Source organism: Proteiniborus sp., assembly GCF_040308045.1.
Lineage (GTDB): Bacteria > Bacillota > Clostridia > Tissierellales > Proteiniboraceae > Proteiniborus.
In genome coordinates this window covers 1-17400 of record NZ_JAWRHZ010000013.1, presented here as the reverse complement: position 1 = coordinate 17400, position 17400 = coordinate 1, and the positions used below count along the sequence as shown (strand labels likewise).

14 protein-coding genes and 1 pseudogene are annotated in these 17400 nt (G+C 31.2%); all 15 read left to right on the top strand.

Going from position 1 to position 17400, the window contains the following annotated elements; translation table 11 throughout:
* Positions 1 to 1276: ABC transporter substrate-binding protein (locus tag ABV008_RS02190; protein ID WP_352418177.1), on the top strand; the 1276-nt coding region annotated here is incomplete at its 5' end.
* Between the two features lie 114 nt (positions 1277 to 1390).
* Positions 1391 to 2311, top strand: a complete 921-nt coding sequence (locus ABV008_RS02185) for a carbohydrate ABC transporter permease (protein WP_352418176.1) — start codon at positions 1391 to 1393, stop codon at positions 2309 to 2311.
* A complete protein-coding gene (locus ABV008_RS02180) occupies positions 2301 to 3128 on the top strand; it encodes a carbohydrate ABC transporter permease (protein WP_352418175.1) in 828 nt (275 codons plus the stop codon). The genes ABV008_RS02185 and ABV008_RS02180 overlap by 11 nt, the downstream gene beginning before the upstream one ends.
* A gap of 54 nt (positions 3129 to 3182) precedes the next feature.
* A complete protein-coding gene (locus ABV008_RS02175; protein ID WP_352418174.1) occupies positions 3183 to 4271 on the top strand; it encodes an ABC transporter ATP-binding protein in 1089 nt (362 codons plus the stop codon).
* 11 nt (positions 4272 to 4282) lie between these two features.
* Positions 4283 to 5074 carry a sugar phosphate isomerase/epimerase family protein gene (locus ABV008_RS02170; RefSeq protein ID WP_352418173.1) on the top strand — a complete coding sequence of 264 codons (792 nt, stop codon included), beginning with the start codon at positions 4283 to 4285 and terminating at the stop codon, positions 5072 to 5074.
* Between the two features lie 95 nt (positions 5075 to 5169).
* Complete coding sequence (locus ABV008_RS02165) at positions 5170 to 6912, top strand: sensor histidine kinase (RefSeq protein ID WP_352418172.1); 1743 nt, start codon at positions 5170 to 5172, stop codon at positions 6910 to 6912.
* Positions 6913 to 6943: 31 nt separating this feature from the next.
* Positions 6944 to 8221 carry a type 2 periplasmic-binding domain-containing protein gene (locus tag ABV008_RS02160; protein WP_352418171.1) on the top strand — a complete coding sequence of 426 codons (1278 nt, stop codon included), beginning with the start codon at positions 6944 to 6946 and terminating at the stop codon, positions 8219 to 8221.
* Between the two features lie 23 nt (positions 8222 to 8244).
* On the top strand, positions 8245 to 9039 hold the full coding sequence (locus tag ABV008_RS02155) for a response regulator transcription factor (RefSeq protein WP_352418170.1): 795 nt from the start codon (positions 8245 to 8247) through the stop codon (positions 9037 to 9039).
* A 39-nt stretch (positions 9040 to 9078) separates the two neighbouring features.
* The gene (locus ABV008_RS02150; protein ID WP_352418169.1) at positions 9079 to 9768 is read left to right on the top strand and encodes an MgtC/SapB family protein; all 690 of its coding nucleotides are present in this window, start codon (positions 9079 to 9081) and stop codon (positions 9766 to 9768) included.
* Positions 9769 to 9975: 207 nt separating this feature from the next.
* Positions 9976 to 10554: a TetR/AcrR family transcriptional regulator gene (locus ABV008_RS02145; protein WP_352418168.1), complete on the top strand. Its 579-nt coding sequence runs from the start codon at positions 9976 to 9978 to the stop codon at positions 10552 to 10554.
* 11 nt (positions 10555 to 10565) lie between these two features.
* On the top strand, positions 10566 to 12674 hold the full coding sequence (locus ABV008_RS02140; protein ID WP_352418167.1) for an efflux RND transporter permease subunit: 2109 nt from the start codon (positions 10566 to 10568) through the stop codon (positions 12672 to 12674).
* A complete protein-coding gene (locus ABV008_RS02135; protein WP_352418166.1) occupies positions 12661 to 14601 on the top strand; it encodes a methyl-accepting chemotaxis protein in 1941 nt (646 codons plus the stop codon). Before ABV008_RS02140 ends, ABV008_RS02135 begins: the two co-directional genes overlap by 14 nt.
* Before the next feature lie 274 nt (positions 14602 to 14875).
* Complete coding sequence (locus ABV008_RS02130) at positions 14876 to 15712, top strand: DNA adenine methylase (protein ID WP_352418165.1); 837 nt, start codon at positions 14876 to 14878, stop codon at positions 15710 to 15712.
* Complete coding sequence (locus ABV008_RS02125; protein WP_352418164.1) at positions 15705 to 16982, top strand: type II restriction enzyme; 1278 nt, start codon at positions 15705 to 15707, stop codon at positions 16980 to 16982. Before ABV008_RS02130 ends, ABV008_RS02125 begins: the two co-directional genes overlap by 8 nt.
* 108 nt (positions 16983 to 17090) lie before the next feature.
* Positions 17091 to 17400 (top strand): annotated as a pseudogene (locus ABV008_RS02120) (hypothetical protein); the annotation flags it as partial.

The following is a 17400-nucleotide window of genomic DNA, read 5'->3' as shown; positions in this document are numbered from 1 at the left end:
ACTGTTATCTGTTGTATTGATGATAGGACTTATGACAGGATGTAGCAGTAAAAATAATGATGCTGAAACAGAAGGACCTATTGAAATTACTTTTTGGCATGTTTATTCAGAGAACTTTGGTGCACCTGTAATAAAAGAAATGGTAGAAGAATTTAATGCTTCTCAAGACAGAATCAAAGTAAAAGAAGTATACAATCCTGATATGTACCCAGGATTAATGCAAAATCTACAGGCTGAAGTTGCTTCTGGTAACAATCCATCAATTGTAATGATTGGATACAATTACTTAAAATATTTTGCAGCAAACTTCAACTATACAAGTCCTAAAGAAATTGTTGAAAAATATGTTCCAGAAGATAAAAATTACTTGTCTGAAACATTCTTAGATAACATTTTATCTTTAGCACAAGTTGATGGTGAACAGGTAGGAATTCCTTTCTCCATAAGTACACCAATTATTTATTATAATGCAGATTTATTTAAAGCAGCAGGGTTAGATCCAGATCAACCTCCAAAGACATGGGAAGAAGTTAGAGCCTATGCAAAGCAAATTTCAGAAAAGACTGGTGAGTATGGATTCTACATGCAAGAATATGCTGATAACTGGGCAGTACAAGGGTTACTTGAAAGCAATGGTGCTAAAATCCTATCAGAGGATAATCGTGCAGCATTTGCATCACCTGAAGCAGTAGAGGCATATCAATTGTTAGCGGACATGGTTTTAGTTGATAAATCAGCATTGCATATTACAGCAGATGAAGGAATTCAAACATTTATAAATGGAAAAGTTGGAATATTTGCTGGTACAAGTGCTAAAATTGGAACAATCCAATCAGCTTCACAATTTGACTTAAGAGCTACAGAGTTCCCAGTTTTCGAAGGAAAGGATAGAAGAATTCCTGCTGGTGGAAACTTCTTACCAATAATGGCACAATCAGAAGAAGAGCAAAAAGCAGCTTGGGAATTCATTAAATTTATTATGCAACCTGAATGGTTAGCAAAATGGTCACAAAACACTGGATACTTACCTCCAAGACAAGATGTAGCAGAAGATCCAGATGGTTTAAAGGCGTATATTGAAGAAAATCAGCTTTTAGGTGTTGCTTTTAGTGAAATGGATGGAATATATTCATGGGTAGCTTTCCCAGGAGACGTAGGAACGAGAGCAGAGCAATTGTTTGCTGATACTAGAGATAAAATTTTGGGTGGAGAAGCTTCAGTAGAAGAGGCATTAACTTCAGCTCAAGACGAATTAAATAAATTGCTTAGTGAATAATGACATAACAAAACATCCAACGCAATACGTCGGATGTTTTGTTTATATAGACTTATGGACTTATGCCATAAAATTCAAATAGTTTTTTTATAATATTATGAAAGGAAGTTATAAATGGCAAGAAATCATGATCCTAAACGAAAAAAATCAAACAAAGCAATGAAGGAAAATTTCCTTGCATGGTTATTTGTCTCACCAGCAATGCTGGGATTCATTTTATTTATGTTTTGGCCACTAGCGTATACATTTTACTTAAGCTTTTTTAAATGGAATATGGTCTCTCCTACAAAAACTATGGTCGGTTTGAAAAACTATATTGCTTTATTTAAAGATCCCGAAACAATACAAATATTTTCTAATACCCTTTTATATCTAGTTATTTTAGTAATATTAAACTTTTTAGTACCTTATATTCTAGCTTTTGTTAACACATTTGTTATAAAAAAATTCAAGTCATTATATAAATCTTTAATTTTTATGCCTAGCTTAATATCATTAGTGGTTGGAGCTATTGTATTACAGTGGATATTTAACCCAGTTTCAGGTCCTGTTAGTGCTGTGCTTTCTCAAGTTGGTATCACTATGCCAACCTGGTCAAAGACCAAGGGCTTGGTAATATTCGTAATTAGCTTGGTAGCAGTTTATAAAGCATTTGGTTATAACTTCCTAGTACTTTTATCTGGTGTAAGCAGTGTACCTGATGAGCTAATTGAAGCAGCTAGATTAGAAAAAACGCCTAATAGAAAGATTTTTACAAAAATAGTAGTACCTTTAACATCTTCTTCTGCAGTATACATTCTGATAATGAGTATAGTTCAAGGACTACAGTATGTATTTACTCCAATCAAAGTACTTACACAAGGTGGACCTAATAACGCAAGCTCAAATATTATCTACAGAGGTTATCAAGAAGCATTTACTTTTTATAATACAGGTCGTTCCTCTGCATTATCAGTTATTACAATGTTGATTTTTTTAATTTTACTTTATATAGAATTTAAGTATGTGGAGAGGGGTGTTTACTATGAGAATTAATCAAAAGCCAGAGATAAAATGGCATTTTGTTTTTATTGTTCTAGTATTAATACTTTTGTATCCCATATTATTTGCAGTATCAACTTCATTTAAATCATTAAACGAAGCATTCAATAATAATCTATCACTGATTCCTAACAATCCAACAACTTCTGCATATGAAAGAGTAATTAGTATAATTCCTTTTATCAAGATTACTATGAATACATTTACTATTGCAACTATTGTAACTATATTCAAATTGGCTACAGGAATCTTAGCAGCATATAGCTTCGTATTTTTAGATTTTAAAGGCAAAAACATAGTATATTTTATATTGATAAGTACAATATTTATCCCATTTACAGTAACAATGATACCTAATTTTATTACAATATCCAAAATAGGGCTTAGAGATAATATCATAGGTGTTGCACTACCACAGCTAGCAGATGCTACAGGTATTTTTTTACTTAGACAGCATATGAGAGGTGTTCCTAAATCATTATTAGAGGTGGCTAAACTTGAAAAAACACCTCATGTAAAGATTCTAAGTACAATAATTGTACCTCTTATAAGACCAGCAATTTTATCAATAGGAATAATATTCTTTATAAATTCATGGAATGAATATGTATGGCCATCACTTATTTTAAAGAGCACAGAAAATTATACTTTATCCTTAGCTTTACAAATGTTTGTAAGTGCAGAAGGTGGTACCGATATTCCAGTTGCTATGGCAATATCTGTACTAACTATGATATTACCATTGTCAATATATTCCGTATGCCAGAAATTTATAATAAGCACATTTACTCAATCTGGTATCAAAGGCTAGATAACATATATCATCTGATAATTCAAATAGATTATAGAAAAATGGAGGACTAATATGAATAGCATAGAATTCAAGAATGTTACCAAGTCGTTTGGAAAAGTTAAAGTTATAAAAGATTTAAACCTAGAGATAAAAAAGGGAGAACGAATTATTCTATTAGGAGCATCTGGATGCGGAAAATCGACAATATTAAGAATGATTAGTGGACTAGAAACAGTTACATCAGGAGAACTTTATCTTAACAATAAATTAGCAAATGATATTGACAGCGGTGATAGAAGTATTGCTATGGTATTTCAAAATTATGCACTATATCCTCATATGACTATTAGCGAAAATGTAGGATATGGACTAAAAATAAATAAAGAAAAAAAAGAAGTTATAAAAGAGAGAGTAGAAGAAGCTGTTAGAATGTTAGGTCTTAAAGGATTAGAAAACAGATATCCTAGAGAATTATCTGGTGGACAAAGACAAAGAGTAGCATTAGCAAGAGCAATTGTAAAAAAAGCAGATTTTTTTTTGTTAGATGAACCATTATCAAATTTGGATGCTCAATTACGTGGATATGCTAGAAAAGAATTAGTAAAAATACATGAAATGTACAATCAAACATTTGTATATGTAACTCATGACCAAATCGAGGCTATGACAATTGGGCATAGAATTGCGTTAATGAATCAAGGGAATCTACAAATGATAGATACACCATATAATGTATATCATAAACCAGCTAATATTTTTGTAGCAAAATTCATTGGCTCACCATCTATGAATGTTGTTCCTGTAAAAATAGATGGCAACAATATGATATTAGGAAACCATAGGGTAGTATTGCCAGAAATATGGTTAAAACAAATAAAAGAATCAAAAGCTCAGGAAATCATGCTTGGAATAAGACCGGAGAATATTCAATTATGTAATACTGCAGGAGATATGAGTATACCAGTTAAAGTAGAATATATTGAAGATTATGGAAATAGAGTTGGGTTCTACTTTAATATTGGTGAAGATGAGATAATATCAATAATGTCTGAGAATGTGATTTCAGATAACGAAAATGTTTATTGGAATATTATCCCTTCAAAATTACATTTCTTCGATGCTAAAACTACTAAATCAATCGGATATCCAGCTAATTTATAGGAGGTAAAGACATGAGTTTTTATATAAGTTCACTTATAAAAGGTTTAGATGCTATGGAAGAGCTGGCTATGTGGATTAATGATCAACCACTTCCAGGATTGGGAGTCGAATTGATTGCATTTACCCATGACGAGGAATATTGGAATAGACTAAGAAATGTTTTAGAAAAGCTCAAATGTCCAATTTCTTTTCATGGCCCTTATATTGGTGTAGAAGCTACATCAAAGCCAGGAACAAAAGAGTTTGATTGGCTTATTAATAGCTATGACAAAGTATTTTCACTAGCAAAAGAGTATGAAGTAAAGCATGTAGTATTTCATTATACACAAATTGGGTTTGATGAAAACAGCATAAAAGATGCTCAACAAACTAGTAAACAGAATATAGTTACCCTTATAAATTTAGCTGAACAACATAATGTAAACATGCTAATTGAGAATATAGCATTTCCTAAAGGAAAATTGCCTCTATATAATAATGAAGAGTATGGTGAAATTTTTAAATCAAATTCAAAAGCACTTTCAATTATTGACATTGGTCATGCTCATATTAATAAAATGGATATTGAAGAGTTTTTATCAAAATATGCTAAACGTGTACAAGCATACCACTTTCATAATAATGATGGAGTAAGAGATCAACACAATAGTATAATGAATGGTTCTTTTGATTACTTGAATTTCTTATCATTATACAAGAAATATACACCTAATTCAGATATTGTATTAGAATATGAACCACATACAAATCTTTCTAAAGAAGAATTATTAAGGGAAATTGAATATTTGTCATCAAATATCTAATAAATAAATTGTTGCAAATCCCATATGTTGGGGTAGTTCTCTGTACAAAAAAGGTGTTATAATAAAAACATGACAAATATCGGGAGTGAAATTGAGTGCATAAATCTGAAGTTAGCAGAAATTATTTTAAAAAACTTTTTACTGCATTTTTATGCAGTTCAATCATTCCATTAGTCATCTGTGTTATAGCAATATTATTTATTAATTACAAAATGACAGTTGAAGAACATGATAGAAAGGTTACTTCTATAAGTAATGCAGCTATAGAGAGCTATGAGAATCTAATCGATGAATATAACAATATTTTGTATGGCCTATCAGATGAAAGCTCGGTCCAGAATGCATTGATAAATAATGATAAGAGCCTATTAAATGAAGTGGGATTTAAAGTTGACTCACTTTTGACAGGACGTAAAGGGAAAATTGAAATTCATATTATAGACTATGACAGCCCTATGAGCTATGATACAAATACAAAGTCTAGTCTATATGATCAATCAATTTATTCAGAGTGGGGAATCTTGTATAAAACAAGAAATAGCCCATATAAGGTGATTATTTTTCCGAGTAACTATTATACTGAAAACGGCCAAACAATTTCACTGAGTATGGGCAAAGCCATTCTTGATAATAAAAATAATATTATAGGGTATGTAATTCTAGATGTATATAGGAGTACTTTATTAAATCAGTTGCCATTTACTAGCGGAGAAGATACAGAATACTTATTATCATGTAATAACAATGTAATTATTTTAGATACAACGTCACATTTTAAAGAAGGATTTTCTGTATTACCAGAAAAAATAGTTAAATGGAATTATAAGAATCTAAATCAAATTGATAATGATAAAAATGAAACCATTTTCGTAGTTAAACAAGAACAAAAAAAAGATTTTTCTTTGTTTACATTTGTTAAAGTTCGTAATTTTCATAAGAGCATAGTATTACTGATTAAAATATCTCTGATAATAGTTGTACTTGTTTTTCTTATATGCTTTATCGTAGTAAAAGTCCAAGTTAGGCGGCTATATAGGCCCATAGAAACTGTAGTAGAAGGAATGCAAAAAATATCAGAAGGAAATATACAAGTTCGTATCAAGGAAGATGCAAATCAAGATGATGAAATGTCAATGGTAGCAAAAGGATTCAATAAAATGCTTGATGAGATAAATATTCTACTAGAAAGAGTTGTTGAGCAAACAGAACGTGAAAAAAACGCAGAAATAAAAGCACTACAGGCACAAATAAGTCCCCATTTTTTATATAATATGTTAAACGAAATTAAGGCTTTAGCAAAGCTAGGGAGAACAGAAGAAGTATCTACATTTGTAATCAGCTTAGGAAAGCTATTGAGGCACAGTATATCTTATCAAGAAAAGTTTGTTACTCTTGAAGAAGATTTATTATTCTTAAATGATTATTTAGAGCTTCAGAAGGTTAGATATGATAACAATTTTGAAGTGGTAATTGAAATAGATGAATCAATTTTGAATTGTAAAATTCCTAATTTAATATTACAGCCTATTATTGAAAACTCTATTGTTCATGGACTTGAAAGTGGAGAAGAAGAATCAATTCTCAAAATCACAGGAGGAAGAGATGATAAAGGAAGGGTAAAATTAGAAGTATATGATAATGGAGTTGGGGTAGATGAAGAATATATGCAGTATATTAATAATACTGGGAAGAGTTCATCTTTGTATGGTGGTTTAGGTCTTGAAAACGTACAAAAAAGATTATTATTAACATATGGCAGTGAGTATGGAATCAAAATTGAAAGTGAAAAAGGTAGTTATACAAAGGTCATTGTTATTTTGCCATATCAGATTGATTAATCATAAGCTGAGAGAAACAGGAGGTTCCATCATGAAAAAAAGGAATATAATTTTCATCATATTAGTTATTATAATATTTTTTGCATTATCAAGAGTCTACAAAAATGATGAAAAAAACAAGGCTGAAAAGAATAATGATGGAATTTCTAAGATTAATATATTAATATCCTTAGATGGTAATAATGGCAATAAAGAAATTTTTGAAAAGCATATTTCTGCATTTAATAAAAACAGTTCCAAGATTCAGGCTATACCTTATTTTGTTCAATTAGATGTTGAAGCTATATTGAAATTAATCTATGTAAAAGAAGCAAATCAAAAATACGATATTGCATGTTTAGGTTCAAATCAAATATATTCACTTGTTGAATTAGGTTTAATAGAACCAGTAGATTCATATGTAACAGAAAGCTTCGGAACAAATTGGTTAGAGCAAATGACACCAAATTCTATGGCTAACTCAACTGCTGATGGGAAGTTATGGAGTATTCCTATGCTGAGAAATGCAAGAGTAGTTTTATTTAATAAAAATCTTATCAACTATACTGACGACTCAATTACATTACCGGAATTATTATTATTAGCAGAAGAGCAAAATAAGAAAACCAATAAAACAAGTCTACTTGCACCACTATCAGAGGTTTTAATTGAATATATTTCATATAATTCACCATTCGACAGCATTGCATTAAACCAAAAAGGAAAGTATCTGAATATTTTAGATGATAATAAAATCAATATACTGGATATGGCACAAAAGGGAGTCGAGAATAAAAGTATAGAGAATTACACTCAAAATGCATTGAAGGGAATGGAAGTATTTTTAGATGGAAACATCTCTACTTTAGTAAGCAATACGTATTATGCAAACAAGCTCATAAACACAGCCAATTTCCCAATATCTTATATCCCCTTAATGCTTGATGAAAATACATTTTTCCCACTTCAAGGTAGCAATTTATATCTTATAAAACAATCTGACAAAACTGAATATAATAAATCTTGGAATGCATTACAGAAATTTTGGGAAATTGCTACAGAGGATGTTGAATTAATGAACAATGGGCATATACCTATAACTGTTTCTCAGAAAGAAAATTGTATTAGTTCAGGAAGTGTTGACAATCCATCATACTTGAAAGCTATAAAAAGAAACTATAACGGGTGTAGCGGTATGGCAATCAATCAAAATACTAAAATAAACTTGCTACTAGAAAACATGTTAGGAAATGTAATTTACAAAAAATATGAGGCAGATAAAGGATTACAAGAAATTCAGAGCATTATAAACAATATTTTAAACGAGTAACACAATATTGAAAGGATGGGACCATGTATAAAGTATATATTGCAGATGATTCTATTTTAGTTCGAAAAGAACTTGTATTAACAACTCCATGGGAAAGCTTGAATTGCAATGTAGTTGGACAAGCAGGAAACGGACATGCTGCATTGGAGGAGATATTAAAGCTTGAGCCTGATATTGTAATCACTGATATTAGAATGCCTAAAATGGATGGATTGGAATTGATTAAAGAATTAAAAGCAAAAGGCTCCAATGCTGAATTTGTTGTGATTAGCGGATATAGTGAATTTGAATATGCCTTAAGCGCTATTAAGCTTGAGGTTAACGATTATATACTTAAGCCCATCTCTGATACAGAATTAATCCAAACAATAGAAAAAATAATTAGTAGAATTGAAGAACGTAAAAATACTGAAATTATAAACCATAAATTAAGAGATACATTGTTAATAGAAGATATAAAAGCAAATATGCTTGAAGATTATGCAGATAAAAATTTGAGCATTCACTTAAGAAATGCCATTGAACATATCCAATCATATTATATGGAAGACTTGTCTATCAAGGATGTTACTAAGGAGCTATCTATTAGTGAAAGTTATTTAACAAAACTATTCAAACAAGAGATAAATATAACCTTTATTGAATACCTAACTCAGGTGAGAATAAGAAAAGCTATAGAATTAATGAAAGAAAATAAATTGCCCATTTATAGAATTGCTGAGGAAGTTGGATATAAAGATTATCGTTATTTTAGTTTGGTTTTTAAAAAAATGATAGGAATTTCTCCTAAAAAATATCAAAATAAAATAATTAAATAACTAAAGACTTCTTATATACTATTTAAAGGAGACTATTTTATGTTAGAAATTTTTGGCGATATTTCAAGTGTTAATGATACATCTATTATAATTCGCCTTGTATTAGCGGTAATTTCAGGCGGAATTATTGGACTTGAGAGAGGAAAAAAAGGACAACCAGCTGGTTTCCGTACACATATACTTGTATGCTTAGGCTCAGCATTGGTTATTTTAACTAATCAATATGTTTATCAAGAATTTGGAGTAGGAGATCCTGCAAGACTAGGGGCTCAGGTAATATCTGGAATAGGATTTTTAGGAGTAGGGACTATTATTATTACAGGCAAAAATCAAGTAAAAGGACTTACTACTGCAGCTGGATTATGGACAACAGCGTGTATGGGGCTTACAATCGGTATAGGTTTTTATAGAGGAGCAATAGTAGCTTTGATATTAATTTTATTTGTAACTGTTGTTCTTCGTAGAATAGAGAATTTAATGCTATCCAAGTCAAAGATATTAAATATATACGTTGAATTTAGTGAAATGGCTTCAATTAACAAAGTACTAGATGGGATTAAGTTAAATTCAATACATATTGACAATATAGAAATATTAAGACAATATTACGGAAATAATTCGAAAGTAGCAGCAATACTTACATTACGTTTGGACCAAAGACGTAACCATGAAAAAGTGGTCACAGGTATTTCTAAAATAGAAGGAATAGATTTTGTGGAGGATATTTAGAACAACTTATTATTTATTGAGATCTTTCGGGATTATTTATAGGTGAGTTATTGTTATGCTAAAATAATAGTGTTTACAAGCAAATCATAAGTCGAGAATTCTCGGCTTTTTATATTTTTTGAATAAAAAAGTTGACCAATGGTCATTATAGTGCTATAATAATATTCATAATTGACCAATGGTCATTTTCAGGGGAGGTACAAAACCATGTCAAAGGTTGAAAACAATAAAAAACAAAAGGAAAGTTCTCTATATGATGCAGCTTATAACCTGTTTACTACTAAAGGTATAAACGATACGGCTATTAGCGACATAGTTAAGAAGGCAGGAGTAGCTAAGGGAACATTTTACCTGTACTTTAAAGATAAATATGACATATTAGATAGGATTATTTTAAACAAAAGTGCTCACGTCTTAAGCAAAGCTATTAATCAAACTAAGGAAAGGACGTTTGAAAGCTTTGAAGAGGAGCTTCTCTATTTCATAGATTATATCATTGAATACTTTAAAGATGAAAAACTGATGCTCAAACTAATATACAAGAATCTATCTTGGGGAGTATTTAAAAAAGCCTATAAAGACTATGAAGAAGTGTATGAAATATATAGCATGTTTGAAAGAGGATACGAAAAAACACAATTGCCTAAAGATGAAATAGATAAAATGTTGTTTATGATTATAGAGTTAACAGGTTCTGTATGTTATAGTTCCATAATATTAAAAGAACCTGCTGATATAGATGAAATGAAGCCAATTCTTTTTGAAACTATAAAGAAAATAATTTAGGAGATGATCACATGAACAAATTTGGCCTCTTTGTAGCAAAGCATAGAAAAATGGTTCTACTAATTGCTACATTACTATTGTTGCCATCAATATACGGGGCAGCAATGACAAAAATCAACTATGATATCTTAACATATTTGCCTAAGAACTTAGAATCAGTTCAGGGGCAGGAAATAATGAATGATGTATTTAACAGTTCTGCCACTGGCATGTTAGTGGTGGAAAATATGGAAGCAAAAGATGTAGTGAAGATTAAGGACAAAATATCTCAGATAGAAGGCGTAGAAAATGTAGTATGGGTAGATGACTTTTTAGACATATCCATACCAAAGGAAATGCTACCAGAGGAACTGAAGGAAATGTTCTATAGAGATAATTCCACTTTGTTAATGATAAAGTTTAGTAATGAATCATCATCAGCTGCTACGCAACAAGCCATAGAGGATATAAGAAGTATACTTAATAAACAATGCTTCCTAAGTGGAATGTCAGCAGTACTAAAGGATACAGTGGATTTAGCAGACAAACAAACCCCAATTTATGTGCTATTGGCTGTAGCCTTGGCAACTATAGTATTGATGTTAACATTAGAATCTACTATAGTTCCATTCATAATACTGATAAGTATAGGTTACGCCATACTATATAACTTTGGAACCAACGTATTTTTTGGAGAGATATCTTATATAACTCAATCCTTGGCAGCGGTGCTACAGCTAGGAGTTACCATGGATTATTCCATATTCTTGCTTCATAGATACGAAGAAGAATGCAAAAACCTAGAAGATAAAAATGAAGCCATGGCGAAGGCTATATACAAAACAGCCTCATCTATAGTAGGTAGCTCTATGACTACTGTAGCCGGATTCTTGGCCATAGCTGTTATGGAATTGACTATAGGAAAAGATATAGGGTTTGTAATGGCTAAGGGAGTACTATTAGGTGTATTGTCAGTACTAACTATACTACCTGCACTTATACTAACCTTTGATAAAGTCATAGCTCGCTTCAACCATGGCACTGTGCTACCAGAGTTTGGAGGATTGGCAAATTTAGTTACTAAACATTACAAAGCTTTTATATTGTTGGCTATATTAATATTTTTGCCAGCTTTCTACGGTGAAAAAAATAACGACATCTATTATAACCTAGATGAATCTCTGCCAGATGACATGGAGTCTATAGTAGCATTTAGAAAATTAAAAGACGATTATAATATGATGACAACTCATATGGTACTACTATCAAAGGATGTACCAAATTATGAAATAAAGAAGATGATAGAAGAAGTTGAAAAGGTAGAGGGAATAGAAAATGTGCTGTCCTATCAGAAACTAATAGGACCAAGTATACCAGAAAACTTCATCCCAGATGCATTAAAGGATAGGTTTGAGCAAGGGGATTATAAACAAATACTTATTAACTCCAAGTTTAAAGCAGCAACAGAAGAAGAAAATGCTCAAATAGAAAAGGTAGAAAGCATAGTTAAAAAATATGATAAAACAGCTATATTAACTGGAGAGGGAGTACTGACAAAGGATTTAGTAGATATAGCAGATAATGACTTCAAGAGGGTAAATATCCTATCTAGCATAGCAGTATTTGCCATAATCCTCATAGTATTTACTTCATTTTCTATACCATTATTTTTGATAATATTAATAATGTTAGCTATATTTATTAACATGAGTATCCCTTATTACTTAGGCCACTCTATACCATTTATAGCAAGCATCGTAATAGGCTCAATCCAATTAGGAGCAACAGTAGACTATGCCATACTATTGACTACTAGGTTTAGAGAAGAATTAAGAAATGGTCACGATAAATTTAAAGCTATGGAGATTACTGTTAGAGAATCATCTAAATCAATTGTTACCAGTGGCTTGACCTTTTTTGCATCTACTGTTGGAGTAGCAGTTATATCTGATATTGAGATAATAAAAAGCTTGAGTGCCATGATTGCAAGAGGAGCATTGATCAGTACAGGAGTAATACTATTTATCCTGCCAGGAGTACTAATAGCCGGTGAAGGACTTATAAGAGTTACATCTAGAAACTGGAATAAAAGCATAAAGGAAAAGATAGGGAAAGGAAGGATAGCATATGAAAACAAATAAGACAATAGCCAAAATACTAACCATAGTAATGGTTTTATCCATGATAACATCTAGCATTGCTTTTGCAGAAGGTAAGGTTACAAAAGAGGAAACAGTCTATGTGAATTTGAACAATAAAGGTGAAGCCATAGATACCACATCTAGTATCTGGCTTCACTCAGACTCTCCTTTAAAAACTGTAGAGGACAAGACTGCACTTAAAGAAGTAATTAATGTAAAAGGTGATGAGGTCCCAAAATCAGAAAAAGGCAAACTTATATGGGAATCTGATAAAAAGGATATTTACTACCAAGGAAAAACAGATAAAGGATTGCCAATAAAAGCAGAGATAAAATATTACCTAGATGGAAAGCTAGTAGAGCCAGAAGATATAGTGGGAAAATCAGGTGACATAAGGATTACTATAAACATAGAAAACAAAGATAAAAGAGGCGCGATTTATGTTCCATATATGGTAGCTACAGCAGTAGATTTACCAATGGACAAATTTACAGATGTAGAAATTAACACTGGAAAAATTGTATCAGATGGCAGCAATCAAATAATCACTTTTATATCATTGCCAGGACTTAAAGAAAGCTTAGGAGTAGAAAAAAATATAGTAGATTTGTCAAACCATTTAGAGATAAAAGCAAAAGTTAAAGATTTTGAAATGAAGCCTATAGTTATTACAGCTACATCTGAAGTACCTGAAATAAATGGGTTAGATAATGCTAATAATTTTGATGAACTAATAGATGGAGTAGAAAAAATAAAAGAAGCTAGCGAAAAATTGAACGATGCTACTAAAAAACTATATGATGGTCAACTTAAACTAGATAGTGGAATAGATGAACTGGTAAATGGAGTAAGCATCATATCTGAAAGTGCTGACCAATTAGGAGAAGGATTTGTAGGATTAGGTAATGGTTCTGTAGAATTTAGTTCAAAAGCTATGGAATTATCTCAAGGAGTAGCTAAAGCAGCAGAAGGTGTAGCTAAAATTCCAGAAAGCACTAAAGCCTTAAGTGGAGGGATGGAAGAATTAATCCAAGGAACAGAAAGCTTAAAAAGTGGTCAAGATAGCTTGACCCAAGGGCTAGACAAGAGTGTAAAAGCACTTAAACAAATCAAAGCTGGAAAAGAAAAAGAAGGAAAAGTAGTAGAACTATTGTTAAAAGGCGTAGAAGGATTAGAAGCCTTAGCTAAGGGCATAGGGAAAATCCCTGGAGCAGATGGCTTAGCTGAAAAGATGTTAGAAGGATTAGGGCAGCAAAAGATAGCACTAGAAGGACTTAAAAACTCTAGCGGCCAACTATTAGCTGCATTAACACAAGTAGAAGAAGGATTAAAAGAAGCAGAAGGAGCATCAACACAGTTAGCCCAAGGTATAGACAATATAAATCAAGGACAAAGAAAAATAGGCGCTGGACTAAATGAACTTGCCACAGGTACAGAAGGATTAAAAGAAGCATCAGGTCAACTAGTAGAAGGAAGTGCTAGACTACAACAAGGTGCAGAGCAACTAAATGAAAATGCCCTAAAGGCAAATGAAGGCTCAGAAAAATTTGCAGAAGGCTCAAAAGAACTTGTAGCAGGAGGACAAAAGCTAAAAGAAGGCAGTAAACAACTAGTAGAAGGCACAAAAGAGCTAAGTGAAGGAATGAACCAGTTCCATAACGAGGCCATAGTAAAAATGTCTGATGAAGTAAATGGCAGTGATCTTGACATAACAAGAGTATTAGAAAATAAAGATCAGTTAGTAAATATATCAAAGAACAACAAAAGCTTCACAGGAATAAGCGAAGACATGGATGGAAACCTTAAGTTCATTATGAAAACAGAAGGAATAAAGGGCGAGGAAAAACAAGAAAAATTAGAGATAAAGACAGAAGTAAAGGAAGACAAAGGATTCATAAGCTGGCTAAGGGGGATATTTAAAAAATAGTAGAAAAAAGAGCATAAAGATATTGTTAAAAAAACCTATGGGAGACCATAGGTTTTTTCTAAAACTGAATGCAAACACTTGTTCTATTCGTTTTTTAGTGGTATTATATGTATAATGGTACTTGTAACATTGAATTATGACTCATTAGAATTTAATATACGCTCTTAATTGCAATGTTTTGTAAGGGTGCTTAAAAGTTTACAACATTAAATAAATACCTATAGTTCGTGTTTTTTGATAAAATGTAAACATAAATAAGATAGGAGGATTTGCAGTGAAGAAAAATAAACTTGTAGCCCCTGTTGTAAAATGGGTAGGGGGCAAAAGGCAATTACTACCACAAATCGAAAAAATTATTCCAACAAAAATTTCTACATATTATGAGCCATTTTTAGGTGGTGGGGCAGTATTATTTCATCTGCAACCCCAAAAAGCAATAGTAAATGATATAAATGAAGAATTAATTAATTTATATCAAATCATTAAAGACAATGTCGAAGAATTAATTGAAGATTTAAGTAAACATAAAAATGAGGCTGACTACTTTTATGAGATAAGAGAGTTAGATAGAGACAAAGAAAAATATGATAAATTAACTCCTGTTGAAAGGGCTTCAAGAATACATTACTTGAATAAAACATGCTATAATGGTTTATTTAGAGTTAATCAACATGGCGAGTTTAATACACCCTTTGGAAAATATAAGAATCCTAATATAGTAAATGCTGTGACATTAAGAGCTGTTAGTAATTATTTTAATAATGCAGATATTACCTTTAGATGCGGCGACTTTGAAGATGCGATCATTGGAGCTAGAAAGGGAAGTTTTGTATATTTAGATCCACCATATGATCCAGTTTCAAATAGTGCCAATTTTACTGGGTATGATAAGGGGGGATTTGACAGGAATGAACAAATAAGGCTGAAAAAGCTGTGTGATAAGTTAAATAGTAAAGGAATAAAATTTTTACTTTCCAATTCAGCAACTAATTTTATTTTAGAACTATATAAAGATTATAAAATAGAGGTTGTTCAAGCAAAAAGGGCTATTAATTCAAATGGAAATAAGAGGGGAGAAGTGGATGAGGTGCTCGTGATGAATTATGAGTAATACGAAAAATGATTTTGCTTGGAATGAGTTGTTTGCTAAACATAAAATATTGAGCCATATTGAAAAAAACGGTATGTTTGAAATTACTGCCTTTGAAATTAATAAACTTAGAGAAGCAAGATTAATGACAAAATTTGATCATAGAAAAAATCTTCCTAAAGTCTTTGAAAAAAATCAACTATCTATATTACCAATAACTAGGGGAAGCTATTTAATCTCACAGTTTGATGCTTATGAAGATCTTCCAGATGCTAATTCAAACATAGCAAAAGTATCATTTCCTAATCATATAGAAAGTATTGACTTTGAGAATATAACAAGTGAATCAATGGCCTTGAATTGCGCTTACGTTTCAGGAATATTAGCTGATTTTATAGAAGATGAAGAAATCTTGCCTACTGTTAGTGGTAGAATGAGTTCTGGTTCTTTTTCTTTTAATATAAGAAATACGTTTATGAGTAAAGACGTTTTAGTTAATGTAAATAATTCTCAAGTCGAAATAGATGGTGGCTATGAGGGAATAAAAAATTTAGCGTTGATAGAGGCTAAAAATTCAATATCTGATGATTTTCTTGTTAGACAATTATACTATCCTTATAGATTATGGAGTAATAATATTGGCAAAAAGGTAAAACCAATATTTCTAGTATATTCTAATGCTGTATTTTCATTTTATGAATATGAATTTCAAGACACTAATAGTTATAATTCATTAGTTTTAGTAAAACAAAAAAATTATAGTATTGAACATACAGAAATAGACTTAGAAGATATAATTCAGGTGCTAGAGCAAACTGAATTAATTAAAGAACCAGAGATTCCGTTTCCACAAGCTAATTCATTTAGCAGAGTAATAAACTTATGTGAATTATTGAATGAAAATGAGTTGACCAAGGACGAAATTACAACAAACTATGACTTTGATCCAAGACAGACGAATTATTATACAGACGCAGGTAGATATTTAGGGCTAATTGACAAAAGAAGAGAAAATGGACAGATTGTTTTCTCGCTGACACCAGAAGGACAAAGATTATTTAAGTTAAAGTATAAACCAAGGCAAATGAAGTTTGTCGAGTTAATTCTAAAGCACAAAGCATTTAATGATACTTTTAGAAAATGTTTAACTAATGGGCAGATTCCTAATATTTATGATATTGTTGAAATAATGAAGAATAGTAATTTGTATAATATAAGATCTGAAGATACCTTTGAAAGAAGAGCATCATCAATATGCGGCTGGATAAATTGGATACTTGATTTAATATAAGAATGATGGGTGCAGATAATGTTCTTGTTATTAATGAAGAATTTTTGGCAGATTAATTATCTGAAAAAATAAACTGTTAAGGAAGATTAAAATGAGTGAAAAAGTTAGTTGCTTTTTTGCGAGGAAACATTACATAGTAAAGAAGATTATTATGAGCATTTAGAAGATCAACATTCTTATCAGTTTAAAGAATTGCTAAACTATATTAAAGAATTAGGTAACGAAGGACATACAATAGAGAAAATTGAGGATGAAACAATCTTGTCTAAAAAGTATTTATCAGATAAAATAGGAGAAATAAGAGAGTCTCCTAAAGACTATAATTCAAAAAAGTCTACTATTATCAATAAATGGCAACCAGAGATATTTAAATTAGAAACTACCACAGTATGGAGCTTCCCCAATAGGGGTAATTGGG